This is a genomic window from Kribbella sp. NPDC049227, assembly GCF_043197265.1.
Classification (GTDB): Bacteria; Actinomycetota; Actinomycetes; order Propionibacteriales; family Kribbellaceae; genus Kribbella.
On sequence record NZ_JBICST010000004.1, the window covers coordinates 633,797 to 648,770 of the forward strand.

The window sequence follows — 14,974 nt, forward strand, 5'->3', positions numbered from 1 at the left end:
GACAGAGTTTGACTTCGAGGGGTGTGAGCTGGAAGGAAACTGCCGGTATGGAGAGTGCGGCGTTCGAGTTGGTCGGGCTGACCAAGGTGTTCGGCGAGGAGCGCGCGGTCGACGGGCTGAGTCTGTCCGTCCCGACCGGGTCGTTCTTCGGGATGCTCGGGCCGAACGGGGCGGGGAAGACGACCTCGCTGTCGATGGCGGTCGGGTTGCTGCGGCCGGACGAGGGGACGGCGCGGATCTTCGGGGTGGACGTGTGGGCCGAGCCGACCAGGGCGAAGGCGCTCGTCGGGGTGCTGCCGGACGGGCTCGGGATGCCGGAGCGGCTGACCGGGCGTGAGGTGCTGACCTACCTGGGACTGCTGCGCGGTCTGCCCGAGGACGAGGTCCGGCGGCGTACGACGGAACTCCTCGAGGTGCTCGAGCTCGATCACGAGGACGAGAAGCAGGTGATCGGCTACTCGACCGGGATGCGGAAGAAGCTCGGGCTGGCCGTCGCGCTGCTGCACGCACCCCGGCTACTGGTGCTCGACGAACCGTTCGAGGCGGTCGACCCGGTGTCGGCGGCGACCATCCGGACCATCCTGAACAGGTTCATCGCCGGCGGCGGCTCGGTGGTGATGTCGAGTCACGTGATGGCGCTGGTCGAGCAGCTGTGTGACCGGGTGGCGGTCGTCGCCGACGGCAAGGTCGTTGCCTCGGGCACCGTTTCCGAGGTGCAGGCCGGCGGCAGCCTGGAGGATGCGTTCGTGTCGCTGGTCGGTGCGTCGACCCGGGGTGCGGAGGGCCTGTCGTGGCTCTCGGCCTGACCTACACCACCTCGCACACGCTGGTCCGGATGCGGCTGTCCTCGTTCCGGCATGCGCTCAAGGACCAGAACCGGGTCTCCTGGATCGGCACCGGTGCGTTCTGTGGCCTGGTGCTCGCCGGTGGCACGATCTGGATCGCGGCCCGCGGTGACAACGACGGACTGGTCGTCGCACTCGGGATCTGGATGCTCGGTTGGGTGGTCGGGCCGCTGTTCGCGGGTGGCGGTGACGAGACGCTCAAGCCGGAGTACTTCAGCATGCTGCCGCTGCCGCCGCGCACACTGTCGACCGGACTGCTGGTCGCCGCGGTTGCCGGTGTCGCGCCGGTGATCAGTCTGGTGGCCCTGCTGAGTCTGGTCGTCGCCGGTGCGCAGCTGAGCGTCGCAGCAGCACTCATCGCCTTGCCGGCCCTTGTACTGCAGCTTTTCTGCTTCATCCTGGCCTCCCGGCTAGCTGTCGCTGTGTACGGCGTACTGCTGCAGGTGCGATCGGGTGCCGTACTCGCCGCGGTGGTCAACGCGTTCATCCTGGCGTTCGCGGCCCAGGGCTGGGCGCTGATCGTCGCGTATGTCTCCACTGATGTGCAGGGCACTGTGGCAACCGCTGCGCGCATCGCACCGTCGGGCTGGGGTCTGACAGCGGTCGAGGCCGCCGGCCGTGGCGACTGGCTCGAAGTGCTGCTACCGCTGGTCGGCCTGGTCCTGCTCGCCGCTGTGATGCTGATCGCCTGGTCCGCTCTCCTGGTACGCCGTACCACCGCCAGCCACAGCAGCCACAAAGTACGGCGACCACTGTCCGCCACGGGACCGAGCAGCGCGGCTGGAGCGAAGGAACTCCGCTCGTGGACGCGGGACCTGCTCTACGGTCACAAGGCGGTCTTCGCGGTCTGCTACGGACTCTTCTTCTGCATGATGCCGCTCGCGCTCAAGGCGACCTACATGCTGCCCTGGGCCGGTCCGGCGGCCGTCATCATGGCCGGTGCGATGGCCTCCAACCTGTACGGCGCCGACGGTACGGCGCTCTGGACGACGCTGATGACGCCCGGATCGGCCGGACCGGATGTGCGGGCGCGCCAGCGTGCGTTCCTGCTCGTCTTCGGACCGCTCACCGTCCTGAGCACCGTGCTCTTCACCTGGTGGGCAGGCGACGCCGGTGCCTGGCCGCTCGTGCTCAGCGTGATGCCGGCGCTCCTCGGTGGCGCGGCCGGTCTGATCGTGGCCTGCTCGGTGTGGGCCGCCGTACCGACGACCGACGCGCACAAGCGGTCCGGGAACCCGCTCAACTCGGGTGAGAACGAGGGCGAGACCGTGGGCCTCGTCTACGTGATGCTCGTCCTGGTGTCCGTGACCGCGGTACCCGCACTGGTCGTCGCGCTGTACTGGTCGTGGTGGGGCGTCCCGATCGGGATCCTGTCCGGCGTACTGGCGTGGTGGTACCTGGGCCGGCTCGCCATCACGCGGCTCGAACAGCGCGGACCCGAGCTGCTGACCCTGCTCAGGCATGGTCGAACCGTCGAAGAGGTCAAGAAGAAGGCGCAGTACGACGCACTCCCCCGCTGGAAGCGGACGACGGCCGGCTTCTGTCTCGGCTTCGGCGCCATCCCGTTGTTCCCGCAGGCGCTCGTACCGGCGATCTTCCTGCTGACCAACAACCAGGACACCAAGTCCTGGTTCCTCGCGCTCTACGTGCCGAGCCCGTGGCCTTGGCTGGTGATCGCGGGGATGGCCGCACTCGGCCTCGGGATGTACGCGTACGGCGGCCTTACTTACTACAACGCGCGGAAGGCGTCACCGGCGGAGGCGGGGTAGCCCCGGCTTGGGAGTCCCCCGGTGACGGGCATTGGTGACGCTTCGGGCGCCCAGGAGCATCCACAGGGCGAGGACGGCCGCGGCTACCAGGCCGGCGATCCCGGCGTAGTCGGTCAGATTCATGAGACTTCTCTTTCGAGGGCGGGCGGGTGCTCGGCGGCGGCGAGTTCCGCGAACTTCTGACCGGAAGTGACGGTCCCTCAGCAAATCCGTGATGACACTGGCGTGCCGTGGCACGGAACGGCCAGCGGGAATCGGCTCGCTTCAGCGTTGTAACGCCTGATTAGGTGGACTACCGCGCCGAGAGGGGGCCGCCCATGCAGGAAGGCTTGTTGCTTGATGCCCGGGAGGAGCAGGCCTACCGCCTGCTGGTCGGGCTGTCCGCCGCCCGGTCCGGGGAGCTCGCCGAAGTCGCGGAGCTGACCCGGCACGAAGCGGACGAGGTACTGCAGCGGTTGCAGGCGAAGGGGCTGGTCGCGGCCACCGAGGTCGACGACCCGGTGTTCCGCCCGCTCCCGCCCGACGTGGCTCTCGGTACGACACTGCTCCGCCGGCAGGAGTCGCTGGAGACGGCCCGCAAGACCGTGGCGGCGTTGAGCGAGGAGTTCCGCGCCAGTGCGAGTCGCCGCGACGCGCACCACCTGGTCGAGGTGATCGTCGGCGCGACCGCGCTCCGGGAACGGCTGCGCGACCTGCAGGAGTCGGCCCGCGAGGAGATCCTCTGGTTCTGCCGCGCCAACCCACTGGCGATGCAGGGTGCGGACAACACCGAGGAGTACGGCGCTCTGACCCGCGGCGTCCGGTACCGCGCGATCTACGAACGCGCCCTGCTCGAGACGCCGGGCGAACTCGACTCGATCGCCGAAGGGGTGAGCTGGGGCGAGGAGGCTCGCGCGTTGCCGACCCTCCCGGTCCGGCTGGCGATCGTCGACCGCTCGACAGCGGTCTGCCCGTTGGTTCGTGACGACGAGCTGGGGATCGGCGAGCCGACGGCCGCGGTCATCAGCCGCGGCCAACTCCTGGACGCGCTGCTGGCGCTGTTCGAGAGTCACTGGGAGCAGGCGACGCCGGTCAAACTCCAGCGCGGCGACTCCGAGGATTCCGAAGGTCTCGACGACAACGAGCGGTTCCTGCTGTCGCTGCTGGTCGCCGGTGTGCCGGACAAGTCGATCGCGTCGCAGCTGGGCATCAGTCGTCGTACCGTCCAGCGCCGGCTCGATCGGATGATGGCGCTGGCCGGCGTCGACACCCGCACCGGCCTGGCGTTCCAGGCCGCCAAGCGCGGCTGGATCTGAGCGGGCCTGCCTCACCAGGCAGGCCCGCCCAGGACTACTACTTCACGCCGTACGCGCGAATCACTGTCTGGGTGAACTTCGCGCCGTCCGGTCCGGTGGCTTGCACCTTCAGCGAGACGGTGTCGTGGGCGCTGGGGACCGCGGCCACATAGTGGCCGAGGGCACCTACCACGAGGAGTTTCCGCCAGGTCCTGCCCTCGTCGAAGGAGGCCCAGGCACTCAACGTGGTTGACCGGGGTGCCTCGAAGCCGACGACATGCGTCCTGGCGCCGACGCGACCGGTCAGGTCGGTCGGGACCTTGTAGCCGACCTGCAGCAGCGGCAGCGGAGTCGCCTTGTCCTCCGCCTGCTTACCGGACCGGAACTCCCACGAGGTCTCCGTCTTCGTCGCCCAGTTCCACTCCCCGGCGGCGTCGATCCGAGAGGTGGCGAGGTCCAGTTTGTACGCCGCGGTGTCGCTGGAGGTGATCACGTCCTCCCACGCGTCCGGCAGTTCGGCGATCACCTGACCGTTGCGCGACAGCTTGGCGCTGGCCGAGCTGGTCTCGCCGACGGTGTAGTGCCCGTCCGCGTCCACGAACGACGGGATCCGAAGCGACAGCCGGTCGCCGGTCCGGCTCGACACCACGCCCGGTGCGACGGCAGGGCGGACCACCGGACCGAACCAGGTCTCGCTTGAGTTGCCGTTCCTGTAGGTGCGCGGCACCGTGGTCATGCCACCGGCGAGCGGGTTCATGTCGTCCCACGTGTAGAGGTGGTGCACCCGGTGCTGCCAGAGAGAGTCACCGGACGTCACCCACTCCTCCCGTACCTTCGGCGTCTGCACGAACCGCTGCGAGTCGTTCCAGGAGTACTCCTGCCACGGCCGCCACCCGAACCGCTGCTCCTTGGCCCAGTCGAAGCCGCCGTTGTCGGCGTACCCGGTGGTGATCCGCGCGCTGTTGGCCGGCGTCACCTTGTAGTCGATCTTGCTCGGGATGGACCCGGTCGAGACCTGCTGGACGTCGTACAGGTACGGGCTCGAGGTCGTCAGGGTCAGGTCGATCGTGGCGTGGCCGCGCTCGGCCCGGTCGATCAGCCGGTGACCGTCCTTGAACGTGGTGACCATCGCCGGGATCGGCTCGCGGTCGCCGGTCGGGCGCCAGACCGTCCACGCGGACCAGTCCGCCGGCCGCACCAGGATCACCCCAGCGGCACCGGCCTTCGCGGCCGCCTCGATCTGGTCCTGCTCACTGCCGTCCTGACTCGAGTCCAGTACAGCCACCGCGCCCTTCACTCCCTGGAACGAGGAGTCGGCGGACACCAGCGGGAAGCGCTTCTTGCCTTCGTACGACGGCGACTGGTGCAGCAGGTTGATGTCCAGCGGTCCGGTGACACCGGAGACCGTGGCCTGCACCAGCGGCGCGACCAGTTGCCAGCGGGACGAGAACTCGAAGGTGCCGTCCTTGACCGGTCTGGTCGGGGTGACGCTGACTTCCTTGACCGTGCTGAAGTGCATGACGCCGTGGCTGATCGAGCGGCCGTTGCCGTACTCGCGGTGCACGTAGTAGCTCAGCACCGCCTGCTGCTCGGACGGCTTCGGCGTCCGGATCGTGATCGGCACCGCCTTACGCGCGTCGATCACCACCTCGATGTCCTTGCTCACCTCGATGTTCGGGTCGGTGAACAGGCTGACCTTCTCGTCCTGCGGGTCGCCGTTCTCGACCAGTGAGTGCAGCAGGTACGTGCCCTCCTCGACCTCGGCGGTGTAGCTGGAGCCGTCCGGGATCCAGGCCAGTACGTCGGAGCGCGAGTTGTCGCCGTACAGCGAGATCACCGGGACGCCGGTGGGCTGTCCGTCGAGGCCGACCGCCCGCAGTGTGACGGTGTGCTTCGGACCCTGCCGGAGCGCGCCGACCGCGGTGTGGGTGACGACGCCATCCGGGCCGGTGGCAACGATCCAGCCGCTGTGCAGGCCACGGTCGAGCTTGGCCGCGGTCAGGTCCACCGGTACGTCGCTGTTGCCGTGTGCGGGCACGGTGACGGTGGCGGGGACGCCGAAGGCGTCGGTCTCCGGCTTGCCGGCGTCCAGGTTGCTAACGGCAACGGACAGGGCGAGGGTGACGGGCGCGTCCGAGTCGTTGCGGTAGTTGATGGTCCGGGTGGACGAACCGGTCGTCGTCTGCAGGCCGAAGTCCGCCACACCGGTGGCGAACACCTTCTGCGCGACCGCGCGGGTCAGGTCGACACGACCTGCGCCCTGGGCGTAGACGCTCTGGTTCGGTTGGGTCTTGGCGGTGCTGACCAGCGCGTTCTTCAGCTGGTCGGACTTCCAATCCGGGTGCTGCTGCGCCAGCAAGGCGGCCGCTCCGGTCACGTGCGGCGCGGCCATCGACGTACCGGACGCAGCGGTGTAGAGCTCGTCCACCGGTGCACCCATGGCCGTCCCGGCCGCTCGGGCGGCGATGATATCCACACCGGGTGCGGTGATCTCCGGCTTGAGTCCGGCGTCGCCGAGACGCGGTCCGCGGCTCGAGAAGTCGGCCAGCCCGTCGGTCCGGTCCACGGCGCCGACCGTCAGCGCGGACGCCGCGGCTCCCGGCGTACCGATCGTCTCGTCCGCGCCGTCGTTGCCGGCCGAGACGACGAACAGCGTGCCGGTCTGAGCGGTGATGTCGTTCACCGCCTGGCTGAGCGGGTCGGTGCCGTCGGTCGGACCACCGCCGAGGCTCATGTTGACGACCTTCGCGCCCTCGGCGGCAGCCCACTCCATCCCGGCGATGATCCAGGAGTCGTAGCCGTAGCCGTCGTCGCCGAGCACCTTGCCGACCAGCAGGTCGGCCTTCGGTGCGACGCCCTTCCGGGTACCGCCCGCGCCGGCTCCCGTGCCCGCGATGGTTGCGGCGACGTGAGTGCCGTGGCCGAAGTGGTCCTGCGCGCCGGTCGGGCTACCGGAGAAGTCCTCGGCCTCCTTCACCTTGCCGACCAGGTCCGGGTGCTGCGCGTCGACACCGGTGTCCAGTACGGCGACCTGGACGCCGGAGCCCTCGTAGCCGGCCTTCCACGCGTCCGGTGCGCCGATCTGCGGGACGCTCTTGTCGAGCACCGGCTTCACCTTGCCGTCGAGCCAGATCTTGCTGACACCGCTGCTCAGCGAGCGGGCACCGACCGCCGGGGCCAAGGACTTCCACAGCTCGGGCAGCTGGTCCATGGCCGCGTCCACGGCTTCTCCGCCGATCGACGAGAGCTGACGGGTGGTCGTCGTACCGGCGAGTGCCTCAGACGTGCGGAGGCCCGGGGTGTACTTGACGATCAGCGGGAGTTGCCGGGCGGCAGCGTCGCCGTACCCGTCGGCGATCAGCTCGTCCACGTCGAACAGGTCGACGTCGAGGACGCCGGTGGAGACGTACGGAACGGCGTCGCTCGGCAGGACGCGGAGGCCGCCGTCGGCCTCGATGGTGTGGAACGAGACGCCTTCGCGGCCCGGAGCCGGGTGGACGCTGGCCGCCTTCCGGCCGCCACCGGCGTCGGTCACTTCGACGACGTCGCCCGTGATCAGGGTGACCGCACTGCTCTTCGGGCTGGTGTTCCCGGTCGGGGGTGGTGACGCGGCGGCGGCCGGGGTCACCGAGACCGCGCCGAGGGCCAGCACCGCTGCGAGGGTGGCAGCAGTGATCCGTGGTTGGGACATGGTCGGATTCTCCTTCGAGAGGTTGGGGGCAGGACCACCTCTTCTTCCGACAGAGTTTGCAATCAGGTCACGGGGATCCGGCCTGTCCATCACTGCCGTCCCTGCGACATGGCGCAACCACGCCAGCCCCGGCACCATCGAGGTCATGACCGCACAGCAGTCGGCCGCCGGCTAGACAGACTGTCCATGGTGGACCTATTGTCCACACGTGAAGCCGGATCAACTCGCACCGATCGGTGACGCTCTGGCGCGGCTGCTGTCGCCGCACGCGGAGGTCGTGCTGCACGACGCCGTGACCGACCAGGTCGCCGGCATCTGGAACCCGCTGTCCGGCCGCGAGCCCGGCGAACCCTCGCTGCTCGGTGAGCTGGCCGAGCTGACCGCGACCGGCGAAGGCGTCTACGGCCCGTACCCGAAGACGCTGCCCGACGGCCGCCGGCTGTCGAGCGTCAGTGCCGTGATTCGCGACGACGACGGCAAACCGGCGTACGTCCTGTGCGTCAACGTCGACCGGACGGCCTTCGAGGACGCGAGCCGGCTGCTGGCGGCCTTCGCGGCGCCGGTGGCCGGCCAGCCGCGGGTGCTGTTCGAGCACGACTGGTCCGAGACGCTCAACGAGATCGTCGGTGCGTACGTCCGCGAGCGCGGCGCGCCGGTCGACCGATTGAGCCGCGCGGACAGGCACGAGTTGCTCGGTCAGCTGGACGCCGCCGGCGTGCTGAGTCAGCGGCGATCGGTTCCGGCCGTTGCTCGTGCACTGGGGATCTCCCGTTCCGCGCTCTATCAACTGCTCGCCGAGGCCCGGAAGGAACCCGCCGATGCCGACCCTGCCTGACTTCCGGTTGGAGACCTACTTCGCGCAGTGGGAGTTCAGTGCTCGCTACCACCTGACGGCCTCGGACGCGCAGACGTTGTCGCTGGCCGAGTTGCTCGCGCTGGCCGACGACGACGGCCGGGAGCGGTGGGAGTCGCTGGCCCTCGGCTACACCGAGACGCGCGGACTGCCCGCGCTCCGGGAGGAGATCGCCGCGACGTACGAGTACGCCGAGGCGGACGACGTACTGTGCTTCGCCGGGGCCGAGGAGGCGCTCTACCTGGCGATGCGAGCGTTGCTCGAGCCCACGGATCATGCGGTCGTCCTGACCCCGAACTACCAGGCGGCCGAGACCGTCCCGCTGTCGGTGTGCGAGGTCAGCGGTGTCGCGCTGCGGCCCGAGGACGGCTGGGCGCTCGACGTCGACGCGATCGAGCGCGCACTCCGGCCGAACACCCGGCTGGTGTCGGTGAACTTCCCGAACAATCCGACCGGGGCGGTCCCGTCCCTCGACAGCTGGTACCGATTGGTGCGGCTGTGCGCCGAGCGTGAGATCACTCTGTTCAGCGACGAGGTGTACCGCGGGCTGGAACTGTCCGCGCCATCATTGCCACAAGCAACAGATCTGTCCGGTACGGCGCTCTCGCTGAACGTGATGTCCAAGGCGTACGGGCTGCCCGGCCTGCGGATCGGCTGGATCGCCTGCCGGGATCGGGCCGTGCTGGACAAGCTCGAGCGCGCCAAGCACTACACCACGATCTGCAACTCCGCACCGAGCGAGGTGCTCGCACTGATCGCACTGCGGGCCCGCGAGCAAGTACTCGGCCGCAACCGCGGCATCGTCGCGGAGAACCTGCCGGTGTTTACCGAGTTCTTCGCCCGTTATCCCGAGCTGTTCGAGTTCGCCGCGCCGGACGGCGGCTGTGTCTGTTTCCCGCGCTACCTCGGTGCGGACGGCGTCGAGGCCATGTGCACCGACCTCGTCGAACAGGCCGGCGTACTGCTGCTGCCGTCGAGCATCTACAGCTCGGCGCTGACCGAGACCCCGACCGACCGCTTCCGGGTCGGCATCGGGCGGAGTGATCCCGGTGAGGCCTTGGCCGTGTGGGGCGACTGGTTGGAGAAGCGCGGATGACGTTGCCTGTGATCGGTCTGGCCGAGATCACGAGAGTCGCCACACCGGACCTTGTCTTCGGCGCGGTTCGCGATGCGTTGATCGCCCACGCCGAGGGTCGTACGTCGGTCCCGGCGCCGATGGTGCTGGACTTCCCGGAGCACGCCGGCGACTGCCATGTGAAGGCCGGGTACGTCGACGGGTCGCCATACTTCGTGGTGAAGATCGCCAGCACGTTCGCCTCGGTCAACAACGGGCTGATGCTCCTCGTCGACGCAACGAACGGCGCTCCCGCCGCGGTGCTCGCCGACGAAGGCCTGCTGACCGCGTGGCGTACGGCGGCCGCCGGAGCGCTGATCACCGACGCGATGACACCAGCCGACGTGGACGAGGTCGCCGTCCTCGGAACCGGCGAGCAGGCCCGGATGCAGGTGCGGTGGTTGTGCGAGTTGCGGTCGCTGCGCCGGGTCAAGGTGTGGGGACGTCGCCCCGAGGCTGTCGATGCGCTCTGCGCGGCCTTCGCCGAGGACGGCCTGGACGCGCGGCCGGACGCCTTGGATGGCGCGGCGTGCGTGATCGCGACGACCGCTGCCCGGGAGCCGTTGCCGGCCGAGGCGTTCCGGTCCGCGATGCACGTGACCGGGATCGGGACCGACATGCCAGGGAAGGGTGAGTTGCCGGTCGAGGTGTTCGCGGGGGCGCTCATCGCCACCGACGACCACGAGCAGTGCCTCGACCACGGTGACTTCGGGAACGCCGTACGGGCCGGTGTCGTGGGCAACGACATCGACCTGGCGGTCGGCGCCGTACTGCGGGACGGCGTGGACCGGAGCCGCCGGTCGGTGGCCGATCTGACCGGGATCGGTGCGGCCGACGCCGCGGTGGCGAGCGCCGTACTGGCCAAGGTGACTGCCGGGTCAGTTTCCCGTCAGTAGGGTGAGACGACCGCGCTGAGGCATGGACAACGCGTGCTCGACTGAGTACGGTCCGTAAACGGCGTCCGCACCACGCCACCGCAGGAGGGCCGCTCGTCTGGGGCTGTGCCCTCCTCCTGTGCGGTGAGGTGCTGCCCGCCAGTAGCGCCTCACTGGTGGATGGGCAGAGCGGCCCGCGGCGGCTCGTCGCGGCCTGATGGGGGCCCATACACCCAGGTGGGGCGGTTGAGCGTCACTCACATGCTCACCGCCCCACCGACTCAATTCATCTACGGTTTCACCGCCGGACGTTCGGTGACCCGATCCGGTGGGCAGACTGAGGGCGACCGGACCCCAACCGCCCCTGGGAGTTGCCGTGCCCATTCCACGCGCACTTCGTCCCGCCCTGGTCGTCTCCGTTGTGCTCGCCCTGCTCGGCTTCGGCATCACGCCGTCGACGGCGGCGACCACCGCGACGATCTCCGTCAGTACGGCGATCGGCCGGCAGGACGGATCCACCGCGACGGTCGAGGGGTACGTGGTCGGTCAGCCGACCGCGACCAGCACCGTTGTCCGGAGCAACTTCCCGAACGACTTCGCGCTGGCGCTGGCGGACTCGGCCTCGCAGACCAGTACGTCGGCGATGGTGTACGTCCAGATCCCCTCCGCGTTCAGGGCGTCGTACGGACTGCAGAGCAACCCCGGGCGGATGGGTCAGAAGATCACCGTCACCGGGACGCTGTCGGCCTACTTCTCGCACCCGGGCCTGAAGAACGCCACCGCGTTCGGCGGCGGCGGGTCGGACGATCCGGGGCCGGATCCGGGTGACTACTACGCCGGCGCGGAGGGCAAGTCCGGTCCGGCGCTGAAGGCCGCGCTGCACACGATCATCTCGAGCCAGACCAAGCTCACCTACGACCAGGTCTGGAATGCGCTCAAGGACACCGACCAGGACCCGGCGAACAGCAACAACGTGATCGACATCTACTCCGGCCGGTCGCAGAGCAAGAGCAGCAACGGCGGCGACCCGGACGACTGGAACCGCGAGCATGTCTGGGCCAAGTCCCACGGCGACTTCGGTACGGCGACCGGACCCGGCACCGACATCCACCACCTGCGGCCCGAGGACGTGTCGGTGAACGGGGCACGTGGGAACCTCGACTTCGACAACGGCGGCTCGGCCGTCGCCCAGTGCTCCGGCTGCACCGCGGACTCCGACTCCTTCGCCCCGCGTCCCGCCGCCCGCGGTGATGTCGCCCGGATGATCTTCTACATGGCGGTCCGGTACGACGGCGGCGACGGCTTCGCCGACCTCGAGCCGAACAACTCCGTCGGCAACGGCTCCGCGCCGTACATCGGCAAGCTCTCCGTCCTCAAGGCCTGGGCCGCCGCCGACCCGCCCGACGCCTTCGAGAAGCGCCGCAACGAGGTCATCTACACCACCTACCAACACAACCGGAACCCGTTCATCGACCACCCCGAATGGATCACCTCCATCTGGCCGTGACCGATCTGGGCCTACCTGCCCCACGATCTGCCCTTCGCCTCGGCCGCCTGCGTGCTCCACAGTGGTGGAGTCCCACAATGTGGCTCGAACTGAAGGAGGAACGGTGGCAGTAGGAGGTCCGATGGACGTTGGGATCCGGGAGCTTCGCGACGACCTGAGTCGCCATCTCGCGGAGGTGCGCGACGGACGGACAATCACCGTCACGGACCACGGCAAGCCGATCGCCCGCATCGTGCCGGTCGACGGCCCGACCAGGCTTCAGCAACTGGTGGCCGAGGGAAAGGTGCGGCCGCCGCTCCAGAGGAAGCGTCCGGCGCGGATACCCAGCAAGACCGAGGGCACCGTCAGCGACCTGATCGGGGAGCAGCGGCGGTGATCTGTGACCTCGACACCTCGGCTTCGTCCCACTGCTGAGGCGTTGTACAGGTCGACAGGTAGTGCACCAGTGAGACACCGTACACAGAACGCATCTGCGCTCAACTGCACCATCCTCCGGGGAGACACCTCCTGTCGATCTGCACGCCGCAGCCCCGGCCGAACCCGACCCACACCTCAGACAGGAGCCCGATCCACCCGGAGTCAGGTACTCGACGAATCTGCCGCGGTCCGCGGGGACGGTGCAGGACGGCATCTGGAGTGGGCCGGTCACGTGCCGTCAACCGCCACCCGCAGTGCGACATGTTCCAGCGGGGGTCAGCAAGACCTTCACCATCCCGGAACGTGGGACGGCGGGTGGCGTCGGTGGGTTAACCTGAGTTAGGTAGACCTAACTTCCGCCGAGAGGACCGTGGTCGTGTGACCAGCCCCGCACCCCGTCGCAACCGCGTGTGCAAGCGCGCGACCGTTCGCCGTACCGAGCAGCTCACTCCGCACATGATCCGGGTCGTGTTCAGCTCCGAGGACTTCGCCGACAACGGCTTCACCGACCACTACGTGAAGCTGCTGTTCAGCCAGCCCGGGGTCGAGTACCCGGAGCCGCTCGACATGGGTGTGGTCCGGGAGACCTACCCGCGCGAGCAGTGGCCGACGATGCGGACCTACACCGTGCGCAGCTGGGACGAGGACGCGAAGGAACTCGCGATCGACTTCGTCTACCACGGCGACGAAGGTGTCGCCGGGCCGTGGGCTGCTTCGGCCAAGCCGGGTGACGTCCTGTGGTTCAACGGTCCGGGCGGCGCCTACGCGCCGGACGAGGTGGCGGACTGGCATCTGCTGGTCGGCGACGAGAGTGCGCTTCCGGCGATCGGCGCCGCGGTCGAGCAGTTGCCGCCGGGTGCGCGGGCGACCGTCCTGGTCGAGGTGGGGGACGAGACCGAGGAGCAGAAGCTCAACGGCTCCGGCGACGTCGATGTGACCTGGTTCCACCGCGCGAGCAGTTCGGACGGTCGTGGCGACGGGCTGGTCGCCGCGGTCGAGGCGCTCGACTTCCCGGCCGGCGACGTCCAGGTGTTCGTGCACGGCGAGGCCGGCTTCGTCTTCCGGATCCGCAAGAACCTCTTCCAGGAGCGCGGCCTGCCGCGCGAGCGGGTCTCGCTGTCCGGCTACTGGCGGCTGGGCAAGAACGAGGACGGCTGGCAGGCGGAGAAGGCCGAGACCGCGCGCAAGGAGCGCGAAGGTTCCTGACGGCGGCAGCGAACCAGGTCGGTCCGGGCGGCATCGTACGAAGCATGGATGACCCTGCCTCGTTCGATCGGTTCGCGGCCGAGTACGACCGGTTCGTCAGCCTGCAGCCCGGCCAGCACACCGAGTGGGTGCTTGGCCTCGGGCTGCACGGCGAGCGTGCGCTGGACGCGGGCTGTGGCTCCGGACATGCGACCGAGCGGCTGGCCGGGCAGTACGACCACGTCGTCGGCGTCGACCTGAGCGAGCCGATGATCGAGCTCGCCCGGCGGACGCGGTCCCGGCCGAACCTCGAGTACCGCACGGCCGACGTGTTCACGATCGACGACGACGGCTTCGACCTGGTCTACAGCCACACGATGATGCACCACCTGCCCGACTACCGGGCCGGCCTCGAGCACCTCAAGAGCCTGGTCCGGCCGGGCGGGACGGTCGCGGTGGTCGACAACGTGTGCGATCCGTATCCGACGCCGCCCCGGTACATGTATGTGCTCGGTGCCTGGCTGGGGTTTCCGCGGGAGATCCGCCGGCTCGGGCTGCGGGACGCGTGGTTCGAGTTCCGGTTCTGGCACAGCAAGCCGTGGCTCGACCACCTGGCGAGCGACCGCTACCTGTCCCGCGCCCAGTTCCGCGAGGTGTACGACGACGTGTTCCCTGGAGCGCAGTACGACGACGTCGGGTTCGCGCTGGCTATGCGATGGACCTGCGCCGGTCCAGGAGTTCGATAAGCGTCGGCGCCTGATTGCTCGGCAGAACCCAGTCGTCGCCGGAGGCCTGCAGGATGATCGCCGGCCCCTCGGTCGCGATCGGCGGGTGAGGAATCGCGATCGGGAACTTGAGCCGCTCGGCACCACTCAGCGACACCTCGAAGGTCCCGGTGATCGAGGCCAACGGATACGACCGCGACTGCTCCTCGGATCGCGGGAACGGGTGGCCCTGGATCGTCACCGAGTCCGCGCCCAGCAGGACCGCGGCCAGCGGCATCCCGCGCAACCGGAACACCAGTTCGTACGGCGTCTCCGCCAGTTCAGGTACGACGGGGACCAGCAGCGCCCGATCGGCGGCACGGGCCAGCGCGAGCCCCACGACCAGTCCGGCGATGAGCGCCGGCAACGCCAGGAGTGCGGGCCACCAGACGCCGAGCACCAGCGGATAGAGCGTCGCGAACAATCCGGCGATCCCGCCGAACCGTCCCCCGACGCCGGCCCACCAACGCGGCATGTACCGATGCCGTCGCCACAGCACCCAGCCGAGCACCAGCATCCCGGCCGGCACGACACAACCGATCCAGGTCGAGGCCGGTCCCTGCGTGCTGATCCACGCCACGATCCCCAGCAACAGCAGCGGGATGCCCAGATACGTCACTGCCACCACACGTTGCACTCGCCGGTGCCTGCGTTCCACCTCGGTCACGGAGAAAACCCAA

General features: G+C 69.1%; 13 protein-coding genes. 10 read left to right on the forward strand and 3 right to left on the reverse strand.

Translation table 11 applies throughout. The features are described 5' to 3' along the window. Nucleotides 1-47: 47 nt before the first annotated feature. Together ACGFH6_RS20865 and ACGFH6_RS20870 are read left to right on the forward strand one after the other, a co-directional pair. Entirely contained in the window at nt 48-806 is a 759-nt protein-coding gene (locus ACGFH6_RS20865) for an ABC transporter ATP-binding protein (RefSeq protein ID WP_393386097.1), read from the forward strand. After that, a complete protein-coding gene (locus ACGFH6_RS20870) occupies nt 791-2,614 on the forward strand; it encodes a hypothetical protein (protein WP_393386099.1) in 1,824 nt (607 codons plus the stop codon). The genes ACGFH6_RS20865 and ACGFH6_RS20870 overlap by 16 nt, the downstream gene beginning before the upstream one ends. On the opposite strand, the gene ACGFH6_RS20875 is transcribed toward ACGFH6_RS20870, so the two are convergent. Beyond that, a complete protein-coding gene (locus ACGFH6_RS20875; RefSeq protein ID WP_393386102.1) occupies nt 2,594-2,737 on the reverse strand; it encodes a hypothetical protein in 144 nt (47 codons plus the stop codon). The genes ACGFH6_RS20870 and ACGFH6_RS20875 overlap by 21 nt on opposite strands. A 194-nt stretch (nt 2,738-2,931) precedes the next feature. Between ACGFH6_RS20875 and ACGFH6_RS20880 the strand changes: the two genes are divergently transcribed. Next, complete coding sequence (locus tag ACGFH6_RS20880; RefSeq protein WP_393386105.1) at nt 2,932-3,909, forward strand: helix-turn-helix domain-containing protein; 978 nt, start codon at nt 2,932-2,934, stop codon at nt 3,907-3,909. 37 nt (nt 3,910-3,946) lie between these two features. On the opposite strand, the gene ACGFH6_RS20885 is transcribed toward ACGFH6_RS20880, so the two are convergent. Then, nucleotides 3,947-7,579: a S8 family serine peptidase gene (locus ACGFH6_RS20885; RefSeq protein WP_393386107.1), complete on the reverse strand. Its 3,633-nt coding sequence runs from the start codon at nt 7,577-7,579 to the stop codon at nt 3,947-3,949. A 208-nt stretch (nt 7,580-7,787) separates the two neighbouring features. Here ACGFH6_RS20885 and ACGFH6_RS20890 point away from each other — a divergent pair, with 208 nt between their 5' ends. The 7 genes from ACGFH6_RS20890 to ACGFH6_RS20920 all read left to right on the forward strand — a co-directional run bounded on the left by ACGFH6_RS20890 (nt 7,788) and on the right by ACGFH6_RS20920 (nt 14,276). After that, nucleotides 7,788-8,414, forward strand: a complete 627-nt coding sequence (locus ACGFH6_RS20890) for a transcriptional regulator (RefSeq protein WP_393386109.1) — start codon at nt 7,788-7,790, stop codon at nt 8,412-8,414. After that, nucleotides 8,398-9,528: an aminotransferase class I/II-fold pyridoxal phosphate-dependent enzyme gene (locus tag ACGFH6_RS20895; RefSeq protein WP_393386111.1), complete on the forward strand. Its 1,131-nt coding sequence runs from the start codon at nt 8,398-8,400 to the stop codon at nt 9,526-9,528. The genes ACGFH6_RS20890 and ACGFH6_RS20895 overlap by 17 nt, the downstream gene beginning before the upstream one ends. Then, a complete protein-coding gene (locus tag ACGFH6_RS20900; RefSeq protein ID WP_393386114.1) occupies nt 9,525-10,442 on the forward strand; it encodes an ornithine cyclodeaminase family protein in 918 nt (305 codons plus the stop codon). The genes ACGFH6_RS20895 and ACGFH6_RS20900 overlap by 4 nt, the downstream gene beginning before the upstream one ends. Before the next feature lie 355 nt (nt 10,443-10,797). Then, the gene (locus ACGFH6_RS20905; RefSeq protein WP_393386116.1) at nt 10,798-11,928 is read left to right on the forward strand and encodes an endonuclease; all 1,131 of its coding nucleotides are present in this window, start codon (nt 10,798-10,800) and stop codon (nt 11,926-11,928) included. 121 nt (nt 11,929-12,049) lie between these two features. Then, nucleotides 12,050-12,304 (forward strand): type II toxin-antitoxin system Phd/YefM family antitoxin, encoded by a 255-nt coding sequence (locus ACGFH6_RS20910; protein ID WP_393386119.1) that lies wholly within the window; start codon nt 12,050-12,052, stop codon nt 12,302-12,304. Between the two features lie 419 nt (nt 12,305-12,723). Continuing rightward, a complete protein-coding gene (locus ACGFH6_RS20915; protein WP_393386121.1) occupies nt 12,724-13,551 on the forward strand; it encodes a siderophore-interacting protein in 828 nt (275 codons plus the stop codon). A gap of 44 nt (nt 13,552-13,595) precedes the next feature. After that, nucleotides 13,596-14,276, forward strand: a complete 681-nt coding sequence (locus ACGFH6_RS20920) for a class I SAM-dependent methyltransferase (RefSeq protein WP_393386124.1) — start codon at nt 13,596-13,598, stop codon at nt 14,274-14,276. Here the strand turns inward: ACGFH6_RS20920 and ACGFH6_RS20925 are convergent. Then, nucleotides 14,239-14,961 carry a hypothetical protein gene (locus tag ACGFH6_RS20925; RefSeq protein ID WP_393386126.1) on the reverse strand — a complete coding sequence of 241 codons (723 nt, stop codon included), beginning with the start codon at nt 14,959-14,961 and terminating at the stop codon, nt 14,239-14,241. The two genes, ACGFH6_RS20920 and ACGFH6_RS20925, sit on opposite strands and share 38 nt — an antisense overlap. Nucleotides 14,962-14,974 lie beyond the last annotated feature (13 nt).